We start from the raw sequence: 16,855 nt of genomic DNA on the forward strand, positions 1-16,855 counted from the left end.
TTTAATCCGCGAAAATCTGTGTTAATCTGTGGTTCACAAAAACAACATACACCAGAGCATGAAAAAACCAATATTAGCCATCACCATGGGCGACCCCGCAGGTATCGGCCCCGAAATCATCGTCAAAGCATTACACCAACCGGAAGTGTACCAAAAATGCCGCCCGTTGGTAGTAGGCGATGCTGCCGTGATGCAGAAAGCCATCAAAGTAACCGAACTTCCGATGAGCATCCATGTCATACACCAAGTATCCGATGCCTTATTCGCACCTAATACGATTGATGTATACGACCTGAATTTCCCTAAACTCGATCAGATTCTATACGGAAAAGTATCTGCACAGGCAGGCGATGCGGCATTTCAGTCTATCAAAAAAGCGATTGAGTTAGCCATGAATAAAGAAGTAGATGGAACCGTCACCGCTCCTATTAATAAAGAAGCGTTGAATCTGGCAGGGCATCACTTCGATGGTCATACCGAGATATATGCTCACTTCACCCAAACGGCTAAGTACGCTATGTTGCTGGCAGATGAATTCCTTCGGGTGATTCATGTCTCCACCCATGTATCCTTGCGCGAAGCTTGCGACCGGGTGAAGAAAGACCGCATCATAGATGTAACTCAACTTATTGCAGACGCCTGCCAACAATTCGGCATCAAGAACCCACGCATCGGCATAGCAGGCTTGAACCCCCATTCCAGCGATAACGGTTTATTTGGTTGGGAAGAAGAAAAAGAAATCATTCCCGCCGTTAATGCCCTTAAAGAGATGGGCTATCATGTAGAAGGTCCCGTACCTCCCGACACTCTTTTTGCCAAAGCCAAATGCGGACAATATGATGGTTGCGTGGCTATGTATCACGATCAGGGTCATATTCCGTTTAAGGTTGTCGGCTTCAACTGGGATCCCCAAACCGGAAAGATGGAAAGTGTACAAGGAGTCAATATCACCTTAGGTCTGCCCATTATCCGCGTATCCGTAGATCATGGAACCGCCTTTGATGTAGCAGGTAAAGGAATTGCCAGTCCGGATGCCATGTTGCTCTCCATTGATTATGCGACAAGAATGGCAAACAATAAGAACACAGAGACACAGAAACACAGAGATTAAACTTCAGGCTTTGAATTGATTAAACCTCTGTGCCTCTGTACCTTTGTGTTCTGAAAAAAATAATTATCCACATACAGTTACCGTTTTATGATTTGTGTAATAGCCGATGATATAACAGGAGCAGCAGAAATCGCAGGGATTGGGCTTCGCTTCGGATTGAAAGTCAGATTAGTAATGAACACACGACTTCTTCCCAAAGATTGCGATCTGCTGGTATATGCCACAGATACCCGCTCCCTCAGTGAAGAAGAGGCTATTACACAAAGCACAAAACTGGTGCAGATCTTAAAAAGATCCGGTATAAAGAATATCTTTAAGAAAGTAGACTCCGCCTTGCGAGGGCACTTAACCGCCGAGCTACAACCGTTCTTAGAAGCAGGTCTGTTTAAACAGGCTTTATTAATTCCCCAAAATCCCTCCAAAGGAAGAGTCATAAAGGAGGGAATGTATTATATAAACGACACTCCACTACACGAAACATCTTTTAAAGACGACCCTGAGTTTCCCGCGGAAAGTTCGGAAGTTCATTCCTTCTTAAAAGGGAACAAACACTTCACCATCGCCAATGCCATCGGCATACAAGAAATAGAAGAACATACCGCCTCTTTAACCCCCGACACCTTGCCGGCAGGAGGCGCAGATTTCTTTGTCTGCTATTTAAAGTCTGCATACAAAGATTTCCGCGTTCATCCGCTCATTTCGCTTCTTCCGCGTATCAATCGGCAACCTCAACAGATATTAGGCAACAAGGATGCACTTATTGTTTGTGGAAGCACCATGAAACATAACTTATCAACCTACCCCTACATGATAAGAAAAAACATCCCTTTTTGTAATATGCCCCAAGAAGTATTCGAAGGAGGAAGCCCCGATAAATGGATCTCTGAATTGAAAGAGCTATACGCTACCTCCCGCTCCCTACTCTTAATGATTAATCATCCTCCCCGAAAAGGAAAAGAGTTTGCCCTCCGTTTAAAAGGAGTCCTTACGGAAAGCGTCATTGCTCTGTTAAAAGAACATTTCCCGGACGAATTAATTATTGAAGGAGGAGCTACTGCCTACGCTATCCTAACAGCTATGCAATGTTGCCAGTTTACGGTAAAAGAAGAAATAAGTCCGGGGGTAATACGCCTTATTAGTTCCGACATTCCGAAACTACCTATCATTATGAAACCCGGGAGTTATGAATGGGGGGATACGTTTATTTAGTCGAACAACTCCTGCAATATCGCCAACGACTTTAACTCCTTAAAGCCCGGAATGTGCAACTGATAATAATCGGTGATAATCTGAATACAGCGAGCTCTTTCCACCCGATTCATGCCAAACAAATGCATCGTTTCATAATTCATACGCATAAGGCGAGTCAACCGATACGCCTCCTCTCCTCCTATATAAGAAGAATGTAGGTGTGGACGAATCGAAGTGAAAGAAGCATTCAACAAATCGAAATAATCTCCTCTCTGATAATCTTCGAGGTTAGGATACAAACCTAAGAAGCGAGAAAGACGCATCAAAAACACCAAATGAAAATTGGCATAATCCTCTTTGCATGCATCCAGCCAAGCAATAGAGTGTTGCAAATAGGCAAACAAAGGACGGTTCTCCGTTTCCTCCCTAACCCCTCTATATAAAAACTCTGCCAGGAAAAGAGCAATGGCAGATTTATAAGGATCATAAGGAATCGAAATAAAAGGATAGGCCGATTTTGCCTCTTTAATACGGTGCAAGCTTGTATTCGGACGAATATTCGTATCTATATCCACAATAGATAAAGGCTGAAAAAGAACCGACTTAACAGCCGACTTCTTAGAGCGTGTGGCAGGCACCAGAAAAGTAACCCTACCCGCTAACTCCGTATAGATATCGACAATATTAGACGTATCATTGTATTTTAAAGAGTGAAGAACGATACCAAGCGTCTTTTGAAGCATGTTTGGAGTTTTAGTTTAGAGTTTGGAGTTTATAGTTTGTTGGGTAATAATGCAAAACTACATAAAAAGCTTTAAAGAACAAAACAGCATTTTATTACTGTGAGTATAGCCCCCAAAAATAGCGAACGCTATAAAACGCTAATAGCGAACTTATAGCAAACGTATGGCAAACTTATAGCAAAACGTATGGCAAAATTATAGCTATATATATAATGATGATGATAAAGAAGAAGAAGAAGTAATATACCAAACACCAAAGAAAGAAAAAGAAATGAAACCGGCATTTAAAGAAACTGCTACCGGCAATCAAGTCAAATGCTACTGGCTTTAGAAGCAATTACAACCGGCATTAGAATAAAAATCACAAGAAATTCACTTTTTTCTGCAGAAATGTTTGGAGATTCAAAAATAAGCCTTACCTTTGCATCCGCAATCGAGAGATAATCTCAGAGCGAACGCAGAAATGCAAGACATGATGGCCCATTCGTCTATCGGTTAGGACGCAAGATTTTCATTCTTGAAAGAGGGGTTCGACTCCCCTATGGGCTACAAATAAAAAAATAACGAAATTAAAAAGATTAGTCGAAATGGCAAATCATAAATCATCACTAAAGAGAATCAGACAAGAAGAAAGAAGAAAGCTTCATAACAGATACTATGCAAAGAGCGCAAGAACTGTTATTAAGAAACTTCGTTCCACTACAGACAAAGCAGAAGCAACTGCTCTGTACCCATTCATCGTTAAGAAAGTTGATAAGCTTGCGAAAGTGAACATCATTCACAAAAACAAAGCTAACAACTTAAAATCAAAACTTGCTCTATACATTAACAGATTAGGTTAATTTGTTAATCAGAAGATATTTAAGTGCAAAAGGCTGAACTTTAAAGTTCGGCCTTTTTACTTTTACCCCTCCCCCGAAACCAAAAGATAAAAAGCTATAATTCGCCTCACTTTGACGTTTATTTTCCTTTATAACGCAAGATTTTTTTAGTATATTTGCTCAGTTATTCTAATAGGAAAATAAATTATGATTGAAGAACAAATCACAAACAACAACGGTACGTATTCAGCGGATAGTATCCAGGTCTTAGAGGGTCTTGAAGCAGTAAGAAAACGTCCTGCGATGTACATTGGAGACACAGGCCTAAAAGGATTACATCATCTGGTTTATGAAGTAGTAGATAACTCTATCGACGAAGCATTGGCCGGATATTGTGATCGTATCGATGTCACCATCAACCAAGACAATTCAATAACAGTACAAGATAACGGACGCGGTATCCCGGTAGACTTCCACGAGAAAGAAAAAAAATCTGCATTAGAAGTTGTAATGACCGTACTCCATGCCGGAGGTAAATTCGACAAGGACTCTTACAAAGTATCCGGAGGTTTGCATGGTGTAGGTGTATCCTGTGTGAACGCCCTGTCTACACACATGACTACCCAGGTATTCAAAGACGGAAAAATATACCAACAAGAATACGAATGTGGTAAACCTATGTATTCCGTAAAGGAAGTAGGCACCACCGATAAAAGAGGAACACGTCAGGAATTTCATCCCGACCCAACCATATTTACTGTTTTAGAGTATAAATACGATATCTTAGCTGCCCGTATGCGCGAACTGGCTTACCTGAATGCAGGTATTACCATCACCCTAACCGACATGCGCGAACAAAACGAAGACGGTAGCTATAAAAACGAAACATTCTACTCGGAAGAAGGATTGAAAGAATTCGTTCAATTCATTGATTCTGCCCGCGAGCGCTTGATTCAAGATGTAATCTACATCAACACAGAAAAGCAAGGCACTCCCGTAGAAGTGGCCATTATGTACAACACCTCGTATTCTGAAAACATTCACTCTTATGTGAATAACATCAATACCATTGAAGGGGGTACTCACCTGGCCGGTTTCCGTCGCGCTTTAACCCGTACTTTAAAGAAGTATGCCGAAGATTCAAAGATGCTCGAAAAAGTAAAGGTTGAAATCTCGGGCGATGACTTCCGCGAAGGGCTAACAGCCGTTATCTCTATCAAAGTAGCCGAGCCACAATTCGAAGGACAAACCAAAACCAAATTAGGTAATAATGAGGTTATGGGTGCCGTTGACCAAGCTGTGGGCGAAGCACTGACATACTTCCTGGAAGAACATCCGAAAGAAGCCAAAGTGATTGTAGACAAAGTGATCTTGGCTGCTACCGCTCGTCACGCAGCTCGTAAAGCTCGCGAGATGGTACAACGCAAATCACCCATGTCAGGTGGCGGACTTCCCGGTAAACTGGCCGACTGCTCGGATCGCGATCCGGACAAATGCGAATTATTCCTTGTCGAAGGGGACTCGGCAGGTGGTACAGCGAAGCAAGGACGTAACCGCGCCTTCCAAGCTATTCTCCCACTTCGTGGTAAAATCCTGAATGTAGAGAAAGCCATGTATCACAAAGCATTGGAAAGTGATGAAATTCGCAACATATACACCGCTTTAGGCGTAACCATTGGTACCGAAGAAGACAGCAAAGCGGCCAACATCGAAAAACTACGCTACAAGAAGATCATTATCATGACCGATGCCGACGTCGATGGTTCTCACATCGACACACTGATCATGACATTCTTCTTCCGCTATATGCCCGAACTGATTCTGAACGGGTATTTGTACATCGCTACTCCCCCGCTCTATCTATGTAAAAAAGGAAAAGTGGAAGAGTACTGCTGGACAGATGCACAACGTCAGAAATTTATCGAGACGTATGGTGGTGGTTCTGAAAATGCTATCCACACACAACGTTACAAAGGTTTGGGAGAGATGAACGCTACTCAGCTTTGGGAAACAACTATGGACCCCGAAAACCGTATGCTGAAACAAATTACTATTGAAAACGCTTCGGAAGTTGATAAAGTAATGTCTATGCTGATGGGTGACGACGTAGCGCCCCGCCGCGAGTTTATCGAAGAGAATGCTACATACGCTAATATCGATACTTAATTAATTATTAATAAAACCAACCTCACATCTTACAACGAGGAAACGCCGGTAAAAGGGAAACCTTTTAGCGGCGTTTTTTATTAAAGAACATTCTCAATCTGTCTTATTATCTATCATCAAATCATCCCCTGCTCCTTCAACTCCTGTGCCACACTCTCCAACTCCTTATACCAAACCTCTCCAAATTTACGGGTCAGCGGTTCTTTCAGGAATTGATATACTGCCACATTTTCCTTTTCTCCCAACAGCCAAGCTGCATGGCAAACACTCCATTTATGGAAGTTGAGTGCTTTAAAAGTTCCGTAATCGGCAACGCGAATGGGGTATAGGTGACAGGAAATAGGTTTGTAGAAATCTACCTTGCCTTCTCGATAAGCTTTCTCGATGGCACAATAGCAATAGCCTTTTTCATCATAACAGGTAAAAACACAGTCTTTGCCATCTACGATGGAAGTAACCAAATCGCCATCACTATCTCTATAGCAAACGCCTTGTTTGTTAATAACTGCCTGCGCTTTAGGAGAAAGATCATCCCAAACAATGGGAAGGACTTCTTCTAATTTTGCTAATTCATTATCTTCTACGGGAGCGCCGGCGTCACCTTCTATGCAACATTCGCCTTTGCAGGCATCGAGGTTGCAGATAAACTTTTGGGTGAATACGTCGAGGCTTACTACGATGTCGTCAATTTGTACCATGTTTTTAAATTTGTAGAGACGCACGGTGTGCGTCTCCATATCCTTTATCTGTGCATTTATAATAAGACGCACGCCGTGCGTCTCTACAGGATTATTTTATTAATATGCGTCCTGTCATTTCCTTCGGAACCTCCAATCCCATTATATTTAGGATAGTAGGAGCTACATCTGCCAAGATACCATTCTCAATCTTTGCATCCTTGTTCTCTGTTACATACACGCAAGGAACTGGGTTTAGTGAGTGAGCTGTATTTGGAGAACCATCTTCATTCACTGCATTATCCGCATTACCGTGGTCGGCAATGATGATAGCCTCATAACCATGCGCTTTTGCTGCTTCGATGGTATCCTTTACGCAAGCATCTACTGCTTTCACTGCTTTCTCAATGGCTTCGTAAACACCTGTATGACCTACCATGTCACCATTTGCATAGTTTACGATGATACAATCAAACTTTTCGGTATTGATAGCCTCAACCAACTTTTCTTTTACTTCGAAAGCACTCATTTCCGGTTTCAGGTCGTAAGTAGCTACTTTGGGAGAAGGAACCAAGATACGTTCTTCACCATCGAATGGAGTTTCGCGACCGCCATTGAAGAAGAAAGTAACGTGTGCGTACTTCTCTGTCTCTGCAATGTGAAGCTGAGATTTGTTTTGAGAAGCGAGGTATTCGCCTAAAGTATTTTCTACATTGTCTTTATCGAAGAGTACGTGTACACCTTTGAAAGATGCATCATACGGAGTCATGCTATAGAATTGCAAGTTAGGAATGGTGTGCATTCCTGCTTCGGGCATATCTTGTTGAGAAAGAACCACGGTCAATTCTTTCGCACGGTCGTTACGATAGTTGAAGAAGATAACTACATCGCCTTCTTTGATGGTACCATCGAAGTTTGCATTCACGATTGGTTTGATAAATTCATCGGTTACACCTTCATCATAAGACTCTTGCACAGCCTGAGCCATGTCCGTAGCTTTTTTGCCTGTGCCGCTTACCAATAAATCATACGCTTCTTTTACACGTTCCCAACGTTTGTCGCGGTCCATCGCATAGTAACGTCCGATGATAGAAGCGATTTTGCCTGCGCTCTTTTTTGTATGGGCATCCAGTTGTTCGATGAATCCTTTTCCGCTCTTTGGGTCGGTATCACGACCGTCCATAAAGCAGTGGATGAAGGTATTATCAATTCCGTATTCTTTGGAGATATCGCAAAGTTTAAACAGATGATCCAGTGAACTGTGTACTCCACCATCTGAAGTTAACCCCATGAAGTGAATATTCTTTCCGTTTTCTTTGGCATAGCTGAAAGCGGAAATGATTTCGGGATTCTTTAGAATGCTGTTATCACGACAAGCCAGGTTGATCTTTACCAAGTCTTGATACACTACACGTCCCGCACCAATATTCAGATGACCTACTTCGGAGTTACCCATCTGTCCGTCGGGCAAACCTACGTTTTCACCGCTTGCCTGCAGTTGCGAATGTGGATACGTATTTACTAAATAATCCCAATAAGGAGTTGGTGTATTGAAGATAACGTCTGCTTTTCCGTGATTACCGATTCCCCATCCGTCGAGAATCATTAAAAGGGCTTTTTTACTCATATTGTTTTAGTTTATTAGTACCTGAATGGTGAGTTTATAAAAACTTTAATATGCCGGCAAAGGTACAAATTAATTGTGAAACTTACTCCGCTACCACTTCGATAACTCTACTCTTCAGCTTCTGTCCGGTAAAGATATTCAAACCTACATTCATCAGATACTCACCGGAGTAGACCTGATCATTGCCCGGCAGGGAAGAATTTGCACCCGGCATCAGGTTGGTTTCCGTCACTCTATACTTCTTGTCTTTATCTAATCCTTGCAAGCGCACGGGGAGTGTTTTTTCGGCATAACGCGGATAGATGTCGAAAGCAAAAACCACTGCTTTTTGTTTGTCTTTACCCACATACATAGAAGATGTGTGATTGCTGCCATAAGGTGAAACCAAACGGTAAAGGTCACCTTCGAGAATAACCGGTTTCAGCCTGTTGTAATTGAGTACGGCCCGGCGACAATATTGCTGTTCGTTTTCATTCATGTCTTCAAGTTTGATATCGAAACCAAGCTTACCCATCATGGCTACATCGGTGCGAAACTTGATGCTTGTGCTGCGGTTCCAAGTAGTAACGTGTGCACAAAGAGCCTTGCTTGGGAATACTTGTGAGAAGCCCCACTGAATAAATAAGCGTTCTATCGGGTCGGTATTATCGCTTGGCCAGAATTCGGTGAAGTATTTAAGGGCTTCATAATCCGAACGCCCGCCACCGCCGGCACAAAGCATCATGGGTAAGTTGGGATATTTGGCTTTTACTCTATCCAGTACCTTATAAAGTCCGCGTACATGCTCAATGTATAAATGAGATTGTTTGTTTTTTAAGTAAGGCGAATAGATATTGGTAATCGGGCTGTTACAGTCCCATTTGAAGAATGCAATATCGGGGTATTTAGTCATTAGCTTGTCTACTACGCCAAATACATGATCTTGAACAGCAGGGTTGCTAAGGTCAAGAACTAACTGGTTGCGGAAATAATATTCATCGCGATTAGGCAAATGGATCACCCAATCTTTATGCTTTTCGTACAATTCGCTTTTAGGATTCACCATTTCGGGTTCTATCCAAATACCGAATTTAATACCCTTCTTTTTGGCTTCGTCTACTAAACGACCTACTCCGTTGGGAAGTTTGTCTTTGGTTTCGCCCCAATCGCCCAAACCTTGCGTATCACTGCTGCGGGGGTACTTATTGGCAAACCATCCATCATCCAAAAGGAACATATCTACACCCAGTTTCACGGCTTCGTCCATTAAACCGATCAGTTTATCTTCGTTGAAGTTAAAGTAAGTGGCTTCCCAGTTGTTCAATAAAGTCATTCGGGTTTTATCACCGTCTTTTAGTTGGTGTTTACGAGCCCAGTCATGGAAGTTACGACTGGCTTGTCCGCGACCATCGAAGCTGTAAGTAAAGTAAAAGTCGGGAGTGCGGAATACTTCACCACTTGCCAATTGATATTCGGAAGCATAAGGGTTGATACCTGAGATAATACGCAATTCATTTTTATTGTCTACTTCGAAAGTAAAACGGAAGTTGCCTGTCCAACCAATGGTACCTACCAATACTTCGCCGCTATTCTCATCGGATTCACGATCTACAGCTAATTGAAAGAAAGGAGATACGAACATATTGGCACGTGAGCCTAACTTGGTATCAATCACTTTTTTACCAAAGTCCAGTTCGCGCTCGGTGATATTAGCTTCATGCGCCCAGTCGCCTGCAAATTCGGTCAGGAAGTATTTAGCCCGATTGAGGTGAAGCATGGAAGAAGCATATTTACTTAACACAACAGGCTTCTTTTCGCGATGACTGATTTCGGTATATGTTTTAATGATGTTTTCTTTGCTATAAGCAATATAGTAAAGCTTAACAGTCACAGGATATTTATCATCCTGCAAGGTGATAATGGTTTCATTCACTCCCGATTCTAACTGACGGTTTGAGTGAGTGACATACTTTAATAACAAAGAAGAATTGCCGTCATTATGCAGTATTTGAATGGCAGGTTCAAAGTAATCTTCCATGCCATGAGTCAGATAGGCTTCGGTTCCTTTTGGAAGGAAATTAATATCCGAGTCGTGGTTTAGTTTCTGTCCCAGATAACGCTGATACAGTCGTCCGTTTTCTCCTACTTGATAAATGAGGCTGATGTTGCTCGTTTCAATCTTAATAACAGGGGTGTCGGCTGCTTTTAACGAGGTGGTTAGGCAAAACAGGAACAGCAAAAAGATAGTTTTCGTTTTCAAGGTATTCATTGTTTTTGGTTTATAATGTTATATGAATTTATTTCATCTCAATCAGTTTCACATCTTTAGCAGGAATGGTGAGCGAGAGTTCTTTCGCTGCTGTCAATGTTTCACCACTCCATAATTCGGTTAACCGATATTCTTTGGTTGCATCCAATCCTATTCTTTCGAAAGATAAAGTGACATTCAATTCATTATCGGAATAGTTGAATATGGCGCAATGCACTGTTCCGTCTTCGTTCTTGCGGATGAAGATGTTTTCGGATTGTGCTCCGTTACCTTCAACCGGGCGGAATACTTCGCCTGTAGCCACAGCGTTTACGCTTTTGTTTGTTAAGAGTTTAATCGATCTTTCTTTGGAATCAGTCGGGCCTTCCTTACTGAAATCATCTCCTACAATATAGATTCCTGTGATTACCCCCGAAGTAATACGCGCCCGATTCTCTCCTTCGGTCGCATCTCTTAATACGATATGATCTGCATCGTTGTACTGATAGATATACTTTTGCCACCAGCCATAAGAAAGAGCGTTTAGTGTATATTCTGTATCCTTGATTTTATTCCAGGCATCGCAAGCTATTCTTCTGGATTGTGCATATTGTGCGGGGAAAACAGGAGAGATAGAAAGGTTGATGTACATATCTCCGAAATACTGATTAAGAAGTTTCAGCCCATAGTTATAACCTTGTATTCCTGTGGTGATTTCGGGGTTATGCCAACTGTCGGCTTCCATAGCTCCATGCGTCATGAAGTCCATCTTTACATATTCATAACCTGTGCGACGGAATAATTCGGAAATCTCTTTCATCATAGCCTCCACTGCAGGATGGGTAGGATCAATGGCGTATGCACCGTCCAGTTCCTGAGGTTCGCCATTGGCATACAGATAAATGTCTTTGTATTTATATTCGGGAGCAGCATCAATGGTACGGTCGGGATTCTTTCCCCAATCGGTAAAGGGCGTCCAGTAGATTCCTCCGATTTGTCCATTGGCTTTGCATTTGTCTATGAAGGATTTGAGTTGTTCTTCGCTAAAGCTGTTCCAACCCGAGTCTAACCCGATGTAAAGGGTGTTATCAGGATTTACAAAACCGTCATTTTGCAGATTCTCTTTAAAGAAGTCAGATACTTCCAACGCTTTCTCGTAGGTAAGGCTAAACTGCAATGCCCCCCAGCTGTTCCAACCAAATGGAACAGCTTTCTCCCAGGATTTGGGAGGGGCAATTACAGCGTTGGCTTTAGCATAAGCTTCCAACCCGTCGCACCAGTTACCGAAAAGCCCATATAACACTTTGGGCGATTTAATCTTTTTACCTTTTAATATACCGTGCGTTTTTACATCCCGTGTCAATTCATCGGCTATGCCTCCATAGCAAGCCAATGAACCCACATTCTCTTTGTTACCTTTTCCTATTGTAATACCTGTTTTCCAATTATCGTGTTCGACAGAACCTACAATCAGGCCCTGACGATTGTCGTTATTAAAGATTGCTGTTACTTCATAGCTGGTAAGCTTATCAAATGTCAGCGGGTGAGATTGATAGCGCACCCATTTGTCGTTATCAAAAGGAACAAACAAGGCACGATTATTCTCACCCGGGCGAAGTATTTGTGGCATGCGATCGATTTGTACAGGAGCCATCCGGTTGGAAGCAACTCCGTTATTATCTTCAAGAGTAAATTCTGTCAATAGATAGTCGTTATTCGGATACAAATAAAAGTATTGAGTGAGTGTAGGCAATGCCTCATCTTTATAGATAATGGTATAAAGATGTCCTTTACCGAAAGAGTCTTTTATCTTACTTGTTTTAATTTGATAGGTAGAATAGTCGCGGGTGGCCACCTGCTTTTTATCGAGTTGATAAGATGCATATAGGGCATCGGCTATCAGAACGGAATCCTGATAAATGTTGATTGATTTATTCTCCGGATTAAACTGTATAGCCCACTTTCCTGCAATCAGATTACCGGATGAATTTCCACATCCGCAAAGCCCCAACAAGAGAAGGCAAGCCAAGGAAAGATTCTTTAGATATTGAATTTTGTTTTTCATTGGTTTGATTAATGATATTAATAATTGGTCATGCCAAAAGTAGCTATAAATGGTAGGAGGAAAAGACACAAACGCTTCAAAAAATGATAAGTTTAACGCAAAATGCAGGTTGGAAAGGGGGTAATGCATGAATCTTTCATTTTTTGAAGCATTTAGATATATTCAAACGTCAACCTTCTTCTTCCCCACTATTCTCTCCCGCATTCTTCAACTCTTCGGGAATAACAGGTTGCTTTCCTGGTTGATGTTGCCTCTCAAAATCTTTCGGACTCATGCCAAACTGCTTCGTGAATATTTTGCTAAAGTAGGAAGGCGAATTAATTCCTACCATATAACATACATCACTGATGCGGTGTCTGCCTTCCTGAATATATTCGGCGGCTTTCTTCAGTTTAATCAAACGGATGAAGTCAAGTGTAGAAAGGTTGAATAAGGTTTTTATCTTACGCAATAAGCTGGATCGGCTCATATAAAGAATTTCCGCCATGCGCTCTACACCAAAGGAATCATCTGTTATATTCTCCTCAATAATTTGAATCACTCTATTCATAAAGTCCTCGTCCGCTTTGTTCATCTGCATATTATCCACAGTGAAGAAAGGACGTTTAGAGAAGGCTTCCCGCTCTCTCCGACGATTATCCAATAAAGAAAGTACTTGTTCTTTGAGATAATTAAAAGAAAAAGGTTTCTCTACATAAGCCTCTGCGCCATACTTCAGGCCATTAATCTTACTGTCTAAGTCATTTTTGGCAGTAAGGAATATAAGGGGGATGTGAGAAAGGTTAATATCCGACTTTACCTCTTTGCAAAGTTGATAGCCATTCATCACAGGCATCATGATATCGCTGATAATAAGATCGACATGGATGCTTCGGAGTATTTCCAATGCCTCTTTACCATTCCGGGCAACTTCTACAGTGAAGAATTCCTGCAATCTTTCCTGAATAAAGGTAAGCATGCTTTCATTATCTTCCACAAACAAAAGGGTATAGCTGTGCATATCGGTGGCGATGGATGTTTCTTCATCCAGCACCACAATATCCTTTTGAATGGCTTTATCATTCTCTCGTATAATGCCTCCCTTATTCAGCGGAACATTGAGCACAAATGCATTGTCTTCCTGTTTGGTATCCAAATAAAGGGTGCCTTTATGCAATAAGGCTAAAGAACGAGCCAAAGAAAGCCCTATCCCTACTCCATTCCGCGGTTCTTCTTTCCCTTCCGTTTGGTAGAAAGGTTCGAATATACGCTGACTGATTCCTTCGGGAATTCGGTTTCCATCACTGGTTACACGAATGGTAAAGTTTTCCCGATCGCTTTCGAGTTCCACTACAATGGTTTTACGGGCGTACTTTAAAGCGTTGTTAAGCAGGTTACTCAATATTTTGGTAATGGCTTCTTTATCAACAGAGGCCCATACGGTTTCATCTGTCAGATTCAGGATTAACTCCTTTTTATTCAGGTTGATGGTAATTTCAAAACGGGCAACGGTTTCTTTAAGCAAGGCAGTAACGTCCACACTCTCGAACTTCATAACAAGTTTGTTGGCACTGATTTTCTGGAAGTCGAGCAACTGCCCGGTGAGTTCCAGAAGACGTTTAGTATTCTGCACCATTACATTTATATACTTCTTTAGCCCTGTTTCTTGTATTTCCATCTCTTGTATAGCTTCCAGCGGGCCATTGATTAAGGAGAGCGGCGTGCGAATTTCGTGAGCGATCTCCGTAAAAAATTCAACTTTAGATTCGTACAGTTCCTTTTCTTTTCTCACTTCAAACAGTTTCTGACGTTCTTCCATCTGTCGTTCCTTACGCTGTTTATACCAAAGGAGACATCCATAAACAGTCAAGATAATGCAAATGGTATACAACAAGTAGGCCCAGGATGATTGCCACCAAGGAGGTAAAATGTCGATAGATAAGGAACGGAACGAGGCTTCTTCTATATTTCCACCCGAAGCAGCTTTTACCTGAAAGGTGTACCGACCGGGAGAGAGCTTGGCATAAGAGATGTTTTGGTTACTTATGGCTCGTATCCAATCTTTGTCGACAGGCTCCATTTTATAATAATATTGATTGGCTTCTCCTGCGGAATAACTAAGCAGTGCTATATCGAAGCTCAAGTTAGCCTGATTATAAGGAAGCACTATCTTTTCTGTATGGGTGATTGATTTCTTTAACGGAGAGTGAGGAGTATGCACAGTAACCTCCTTATTATATATACTCAACTTAGATATGTACACGGGAGCGGGTTGATGGTATTTTTCTTCCGCATGAGGATTAAAAGCTACCAATCCATCGACTCCTCCAAAGTAAAAGCGTCCGTCTTTAGCTTTCAGGGCCGATTTATAGTTAAATTGATTACCCAATAACCCGTCTTTGGTAGTAAACACACGAACGTCACGGGTATCGGGATTAAATTTCACCAATCCCTTATTGGTTCCAAACCAAAGATTCCCTCGGTTATCTTCTAACATATCATAAGTAACATCGTCGGGCAGGCCGTCTTCAACAGTAAAAGTGGTGAAATTGTCTTCGCCCTTATTGTAGCGGGAAATACCGCCCCGATCGGTAGAGAACCAAATGTTTCCTTTGCTATCTTCCATAATAGCACTGATGGAGTTAGACTTTAAATTGGTTTGTTCCGACGGGTACCATTGGAAAGAAGCCGCATCGGCATTACATTTCCAAATACCAATTCCCATTGTGGCAAACCAGATGGTGCCGTCTGTAGCTTCCATGATATCGAATATCCAGCCATAGCCTACCTGATCAATGCGGGTATAAGTTTCTTTATCCCGATCGGCCATATAGAGCCCCCAGCCTGTCCCTATCCATTTTCTACCTTTACTGTCTATCAGGAAAGAGTAAACACTTCCTTCTTCGATACCCAGTTTCTTTTCACTGTAATTCCGTAGATGCTCGCCAGGCAGACTAACCACATCCATTCCTTGCTTAAATAAACCACAGTAGACTTTCTTATCATGATACTCTACACAAACAGAGATTAAATGGTCGGGGTTGCTTCCATTTATTCGATGAACACGACCATTTTGGGGGTTCAACACATTAATACCACTATCTTCGGTTCCTATCCAGATGTTTCCGTCGGCATCTTCTGCTAATCCGCGTATGCGTTTGGTATTTAATGAGTTTCCATCACTTCCGGGCACATATTTACTGAACATCAACGAATGATCGGGTAAGTAGTTTACGCCACCGAACATGGTACCGATCCAGACTCCTCCCACCGAATCCCGATAGATCTTATAGATAATGTTATCGGAAAGGCTGAAAGAGCGCATGAGGTCTTCTTTCAGGTGGGTGATGCTTTGTTTGTCTGTATTTATAATGTATAACCCGTGGTGAGAACCTACCCAGACTTCATTTCCAAAGCATTCAATATCTCGTAGAATCGTTTTATTGTTATTCAGTTGAATAAGGGAGGTTAGTTTTCCCGAAGCGGTATGATACTTCATGACTTCTCCTTCCAGAACGGCTAAGATTAAATCATCTCCTTGAGCACAAATACCTTCTATACTCTTTCCTACAAGTATTTCTCCGCTATTACCGAAACGTTGTTCAAATGTATCTTCCTGCCGATTATATTGAAACAGTCCTAAATTGGTAGTGCCCACCCATATTTCCCCTTTATCATTGATACACATACAATTAGGACTTTCAGTTTTGATATTCGCTCTACCGGTTATCGGGTAATACTTCATTTTCTCTTTCCGAAAGCAAAATACTCCCTGATCGGGGATAAGCACCCAAATATCTCCTTGTGTATCAGACAGGATTTCTGCCACCCAGTTATCGGGAGTGACTCCCTCGGCCGATGAAGGTCTTAATTGAGTGAAGTTATCTTCTGTGGGGTCATAGATATAAATCCCCCGGTCGGTGCCTACCCATAGTTTTTGGTTGCTATCTTCGAATAAGGTGCTGATGTTGTTATTCCCCATGCCTGTATGCAAGTCTTTGCAGTTAAGTTGAAGAATGGAAGTTCCGTCGTATCGGTTCAAGCCATTCTTTGTACCGAACCACATAAAACCGTAGCTATCTTGCAAGATTGTTTTGACATTACTGGCAGATAATCCGTTCTCTCCATTAATATGAGAAAAATAATAATTGGAAGAATTCTGCGCAATAAGCAAACTCCCATTAAAGTACAATAAGAAGGAGAAAATTAGAGGTAGGGCAATTCGTTTCATGGCTCTTAAAAAGGTTA

10 protein-coding genes and 1 tRNA gene are annotated in these 16,855 nt (G+C 41.8%); 5 read left to right on the plus strand and 6 right to left on the minus strand.

Annotated elements, in window-relative coordinates; genetic code table 11:
• Positions 1–58: 58 nt before the first annotated feature.
• Positions 59–1,111, plus strand: a complete 1,053-nt coding sequence (gene pdxA / locus D0T60_RS03175; RefSeq protein WP_163216700.1) for a 4-hydroxythreonine-4-phosphate dehydrogenase PdxA — start codon at positions 59–61, stop codon at positions 1,109–1,111.
• Between the two features lie 87 nt (positions 1,112–1,198).
• On the plus strand, positions 1,199–2,320 hold the full coding sequence (locus D0T60_RS03180; protein ID WP_163216701.1) for a four-carbon acid sugar kinase family protein: 1,122 nt from the start codon (positions 1,199–1,201) through the stop codon (positions 2,318–2,320).
• On the opposite strand, the gene recO is transcribed toward D0T60_RS03180, so the two are convergent.
• The gene (gene recO, locus D0T60_RS03185) at positions 2,317–3,045 is read right to left on the minus strand and encodes a DNA repair protein RecO (protein WP_163216702.1); all 729 of its coding nucleotides are present in this window, start codon (positions 3,043–3,045) and stop codon (positions 2,317–2,319) included. The genes D0T60_RS03180 and recO overlap by 4 nt on opposite strands.
• Before the next feature lie 477 nt (positions 3,046–3,522).
• Here recO and D0T60_RS03190 point away from each other — a divergent pair.
• The 3 genes from D0T60_RS03190 (at position 3,523) to gyrB (ending at position 6,032) form a co-directional block, all read left to right on the plus strand.
• A tRNA-Glu gene (locus D0T60_RS03190) sits at positions 3,523–3,594 on the plus strand.
• A gap of 38 nt (positions 3,595–3,632) precedes the next feature.
• Positions 3,633–3,887 (plus strand): 30S ribosomal protein S20, encoded by a 255-nt coding sequence (rpsT, locus tag D0T60_RS03195; protein WP_163216703.1) that lies wholly within the window; start codon positions 3,633–3,635, stop codon positions 3,885–3,887.
• A gap of 186 nt (positions 3,888–4,073) precedes the next feature.
• Positions 4,074–6,032, plus strand: a complete 1,959-nt coding sequence (gene gyrB / locus D0T60_RS03200) for a DNA topoisomerase (ATP-hydrolyzing) subunit B (protein WP_163216704.1) — start codon at positions 4,074–4,076, stop codon at positions 6,030–6,032.
• A gap of 116 nt (positions 6,033–6,148) precedes the next feature.
• Here the strand turns inward: gyrB and D0T60_RS03205 are convergent, their stop codons facing one another.
• The 5 genes from D0T60_RS03205 to D0T60_RS03225 all read right to left on the minus strand — a co-directional run bounded on the left by D0T60_RS03205 (position 6,149) and on the right by D0T60_RS03225 (position 16,838).
• The gene (locus tag D0T60_RS03205) at positions 6,149–6,730 is read right to left on the minus strand and encodes a DUF3109 family protein (protein WP_163216705.1); all 582 of its coding nucleotides are present in this window, start codon (positions 6,728–6,730) and stop codon (positions 6,149–6,151) included.
• Between the two features lie 91 nt (positions 6,731–6,821).
• A complete protein-coding gene (gpmI, locus tag D0T60_RS03210) occupies positions 6,822–8,336 on the minus strand; it encodes a 2,3-bisphosphoglycerate-independent phosphoglycerate mutase (RefSeq protein WP_163216706.1) in 1,515 nt (504 codons plus the stop codon).
• An 82-nt stretch (positions 8,337–8,418) separates the two neighbouring features.
• Entirely contained in the window at positions 8,419–10,584 is a 2,166-nt protein-coding gene (locus D0T60_RS03215; protein ID WP_163216707.1) for an alpha-galactosidase, read from the minus strand.
• 28 nt (positions 10,585–10,612) lie between these two features.
• Positions 10,613–12,628: an alpha-galactosidase gene (locus D0T60_RS03220; protein ID WP_163216708.1), complete on the minus strand. Its 2,016-nt coding sequence runs from the start codon at positions 12,626–12,628 to the stop codon at positions 10,613–10,615.
• Between the two features lie 169 nt (positions 12,629–12,797).
• On the minus strand, positions 12,798–16,838 hold the full coding sequence (locus D0T60_RS03225) for a two-component regulator propeller domain-containing protein (RefSeq protein ID WP_163216709.1): 4,041 nt from the start codon (positions 16,836–16,838) through the stop codon (positions 12,798–12,800).
• Positions 16,839–16,855: the final 17 nt, after the last annotated feature.

Source organism: Bacteroides sp. 224 (assembly GCF_010500995.1).
In the GTDB taxonomy this organism is placed as follows: Bacteria; Bacteroidota; Bacteroidia; order Bacteroidales; family Bacteroidaceae; genus Bacteroides.

Coding starts and splice junctions, on each gene's coding strand:
- pdxA (WP_163216700.1), top strand. CDS start 59: ATGAAAAAACCAATATTAGCCATCACCATGGGCGACCCCGCAGGTATC.
- D0T60_RS03180 (WP_163216701.1), top strand. CDS start 1,199: ATGATTTGTGTAATAGCCGATGATATAACAGGAGCAGCAGAAATCGCA.
- recO (WP_163216702.1), bottom strand. CDS start 3,045: ATGCTTCAAAAGACGCTTGGTATCGTTCTTCACTCTTTAAAATACAAT.
- rpsT (WP_163216703.1), top strand. CDS start 3,633: ATGGCAAATCATAAATCATCACTAAAGAGAATCAGACAAGAAGAAAGA.
- gyrB (WP_163216704.1), top strand. CDS start 4,074: ATGATTGAAGAACAAATCACAAACAACAACGGTACGTATTCAGCGGAT.
- D0T60_RS03205 (WP_163216705.1), bottom strand. CDS start 6,730: ATGGTACAAATTGACGACATCGTAGTAAGCCTCGACGTATTCACCCAA.
- gpmI (WP_163216706.1), bottom strand. CDS start 8,336: ATGAGTAAAAAAGCCCTTTTAATGATTCTCGACGGATGGGGAATCGGT.
- D0T60_RS03215 (WP_163216707.1), bottom strand. CDS start 10,584: ATGAATACCTTGAAAACGAAAACTATCTTTTTGCTGTTCCTGTTTTGC.
- D0T60_RS03220 (WP_163216708.1), bottom strand. CDS start 12,628: ATGAAAAACAAAATTCAATATCTAAAGAATCTTTCCTTGGCTTGCCTT.
- D0T60_RS03225 (WP_163216709.1), bottom strand. CDS start 16,838: ATGAAACGAATTGCCCTACCTCTAATTTTCTCCTTCTTATTGTACTTT.